The sequence below is a fragment of the Streptomyces sp. NPDC057424 genome (assembly GCF_042803315.1).
Classification (GTDB): domain Bacteria; phylum Actinomycetota; class Actinomycetes; order Streptomycetales; family Streptomycetaceae; genus Streptomyces.
Genome location: NZ_JBHVCP010000121.1, coordinates 1 through 3,505 on the forward strand (window position 1 = coordinate 1; position 3,505 = coordinate 3,505).

Genomic DNA, 3,505 nt, shown 5'->3' on the forward strand with positions numbered 1-3,505 from the left:
GGGGAGCGTGCCGGGCGTCGCGACGGGGCGAACGTTGCCTGTCGCGGCACTAGCTGCAGTGCCCTGAGAGGCTCACACCATCGGGGCGGGCAGCCTCACGGCCCGCCCCCGGAAATCCGTGGTCCGCAGCCACCCACACCGTAGGTTCTGGCCAGTAATCTCGGCGTTCATGGAGCAGAGGCATCTCGGCCGCACCGGCCTTCGTGTGTCCCGGATCGGGCTCGGCACCCTGACCTGGGGGCGGGACACCGACGAGCACGACGCCGCGGACCTGATGAAGACGTTCTGGGAAGCGGGCGGAACCCTCGTCGACACCGCGGACGTGTACGGCGACGGTGAGGCCGAGTACCTGCTCGGCAGACTCATGGACGGCCTGGTGCCCCGCCGTGACCTGGTCATCTCGACCAAGGCCGGCAGTGTGCCGGACCCCGACCGCCGCTTCGACGGCTCGCGCGGCCATCTGCTCTCCGCGCTGGACGGTTCGCTCTCACGGCTGGGCACCGACCACGTCGACCTGTGGCACGTGCACGCGTTCGATCCGGACACCCCGCTGGAGGAGACCCTCCAGGCTCTCGACCTCGCGGTCTCCAGCGGGCGTGCCCGCTACGCCGCCGTCTCCAACTTCTGCGGCTGGCAACTGGCCAGGGCCGCGACCTGGCAGCTGGCGGTCCCCGGCACCCGCACCCGGCTGGCAGGCACTCAGCTTGAGTACTCCCTGCTCCAACGCGGTGCCGAGCGCGAGGTGCTGCCGGCCGCGCTCGATCTGGGCATAGGCCTGCTGCCGTCCTCGCCGCTCGGGCGCGGGGTGCTGACGGGCAAGTACCGGGGCGACACGATGCCGCCGGACTCGCGCGGAGCCTCGGAGCACCTCGCGCCGTTCGTCGCGCCGTACCTCGACGACACGGCGAGCCGCATCGTGGACGCCGTGGCGACCGCGGCCGACGGGCTCGCGGTGACGCCGCTCCAGGTGGCCCTGGCGTGGGTCCGCGACCGGCCGGGCGTGGCCGCCCCGATCGTCGGCGCGCGCAACGCGCAGCAGCTCACGGCTGCATTGTCAGTGGAGACCCTTAGTCTTCCTGACGAGATCTGCCGGGCGCTCGACGATGTGTCGGCGCCCGTGCACCGCTATCCCGATCACGACTGGAGCACGCTGTGAGCACGGAGCCCGAGACCACGGAGGACGACGGGCCGGGGACGCCGGGCGCCGAGGACACACCGGCCGATGGCGCCGGGCAGGCCTCCGATGCCGAGAGCGACGAGGCGGGTGCCGGGCAGGCCTCCGATGCCGAGAGCGCGGAGGCGGGTGCCGGGCAGGTGTCCGAGGCGGAGGCCGAGCTGCGGGCGCAGCAGGCCGAGCGGGAGCGGATCGAGCAGCGCAAGGCCGAGAAGAAGGCTCCGATCGCGAGCGGTACCAAGCTGAGTGGCAAGGCCGCCGATCTGCTGGCGGCCGTACGGGCCGTCGAGAGCGGCGAGCAGCCGGTGGCCACGGTGTTCGAAGAGCCCCGGCCCGCCCCCCGGCGCTCCGCCCCGGAGCCGGAGCGCCGGCCGCAGCCGGTCGCACCCGAGCCCGTCGCCCCGGCGGCGGCCCCCGCGCCGACGGCGGTCCAGGCCGTGCGGCGGGTGCTCGGCGAGGGCGGTGCCCCGGAGGCGCTCGCGCCGCAGGTCGCCGCGGTTCTCGGCGAGGGTGCGGACGGGCAGCTGCGCGCCGACCCCTGGCAGTTGCTGCGGATCGCCGGCGTGCGTCCCGAGCAGGCCGACGGTTTCGCCCGTGCCCTGCTCGGCGCCGAGTGCGGCCCGGACGACGAGCGGCGGGGCCGGGCCGTCACCGGCTGGCTCCTGGAGCAGGCGGCGCTGGCCGGGCACACCGCCCTAGAGATGCCGGCGCTCCTCGCGGCCCTGGCCCAGCGGGGCGTTCCGGAGCCCGACAGCGCCGTGCAGGACGCGATCGCGGAGGGGGACGCGCTGGTCTTCCAGGACGCTCTGGAGGAGGCCGGTGCCCCGGCCCGGCCCGGCGAGGAAGACGACGGGGAGGGCGAGGAGCGTCCGGTCCGTGTCCTGGTCGGGCTGGAGCGCTACGCGCTGGCGGAGGAGAGCCTGGCCGACGGGCTGGCCCGGCTGGTCAACTCGGTGCCCAAGCAGGACGGTTCGGCCGAGGACTGGGAGCGGGCGGCCGCCGCGGCGCAGGGATCGACGGCCGAACTGATCCGCGCGGCCGCCGCCCAGGGCCTGGTGCTGCACACCGGCGGGGAGGCGTCCCTGGCCGAGCCTGCGGCCCTGCTGAACGCGGCGCGGTCCCTCGGGCTGCGGGCCTGGGCCGCCGCGCACGGCCCGATCGGCCGCAACCGTTTCGCGGCTCTGGTGCGGCGGTCCGGCCCGGCGGCGGGCGTCCCCGAGCGAGCCGACGAGACACCCGCAGGATCCCCCGTCGCCACCGTCTCCGGACTGCTCGCCGGCCGCGAAGGACCCGGACGGGACGCGGACGGAGCCCTCGATCTCGATCTGCTCGTCGTACTCGACGCGCCCCAGCTGGACGTCGAGACGGCGGCTCTGCTGACGGAGTCACTGCCGGACGGGGCACGGCTGGTGTTGTCGGGGGATCCGGCGGTGCTGTGGTCCGTGGGGCCGGGGCGGGTGTTCGCGGATCTGCTCGCGGCGCGGATCTGCCCCCAAGTGGCCTCGCGGCGGCCGGATCCGGGGCCGCTGGGCGAGCTGGTCTCCGGTATCGGCATCGGCGAGCTGAACCAGGTCGAGGCCCCCGGCAAGGAGGTCGTGATCGTGCCGGTGCGGGAGGCGGGCGAGGCCGTGCACCGGACGGTGCAGCTCGTCGTGGACTCGGTGCCGCGGGCGATCGGTGTAGCGGCCGAGGACACCCAGGTGATCACCCCCGGGCACGGCGGGGCCGTCGGGACGCGTGCGCTCAACACGGCGCTGAAGGAGCGGCTCAATCCTGGACCGGGCCGCTTCGGCGGCTTCGACCCCGGTGACCGGATCGTCTACTCCCCCGTGCCGGGGCGTGCGCTGCCGGGCCGGGTGGTGACGGCGGACGCCGAGGGGCTGCACCTGTCGTGCGAGGGCGAGGCCGTCGTCGTGCCGAAGGAGCGGGTGGAGCAGTCCGTGCGGCACGGGTGGGCGCTGACCGCGCACCAGGCCGTGGGAAGCCGGTGGCCCGCGGTGGTCGTGGTGCTGCCGGGCGATGCGGCGCAGGCGCTCAGCCGGCCGTGGGTGTACACGGCGTTCGGGCGGGCCGACCGGCATCTGTCCGTGGTGCACGGGGTGGAGCAGGCACTCCCCCGGGCCGTGGCCGAGGTCCCGGCGAAGCCACGGACGACCCGGCTCCCGGTGCTGCTCGCGCCGCAGATCAGCGGCACGTGACGGGGGTGGGGGGGGGTGGGCCCGGGCCCCGACTACACCCCCCCCGCCTTCGGGCGCGGGGGGCCGCCGCACTGCCTGGCCGCCCGCCAGCCCGGGGCCTTAGCCCCACTATAAGAACCCCCACGCGCCGACG

Annotated in this window: 2 protein-coding genes; both read left to right on the forward strand. The window is 75.4% G+C overall.

The window, feature by feature from the left end; translation table 11 throughout:
- The first annotated feature begins 169 nt into the window (after nucleotides 1-169).
- Nucleotides 170-1,156 carry an aldo/keto reductase gene (locus ACFU3E_RS38255; protein WP_384169391.1) on the forward strand — a complete coding sequence of 329 codons (987 nt, stop codon included), beginning with the start codon at nucleotides 170-172 and terminating at the stop codon, nucleotides 1,154-1,156.
- Nucleotides 1,153-3,372, forward strand: a complete 2,220-nt coding sequence (locus tag ACFU3E_RS38260; RefSeq protein ID WP_384169394.1) for a helix-hairpin-helix domain-containing protein — start codon at nucleotides 1,153-1,155, stop codon at nucleotides 3,370-3,372. Before ACFU3E_RS38255 ends, ACFU3E_RS38260 begins: the two co-directional genes overlap by 4 nt.
- Nucleotides 3,373-3,505: the final 133 nt, after the last annotated feature.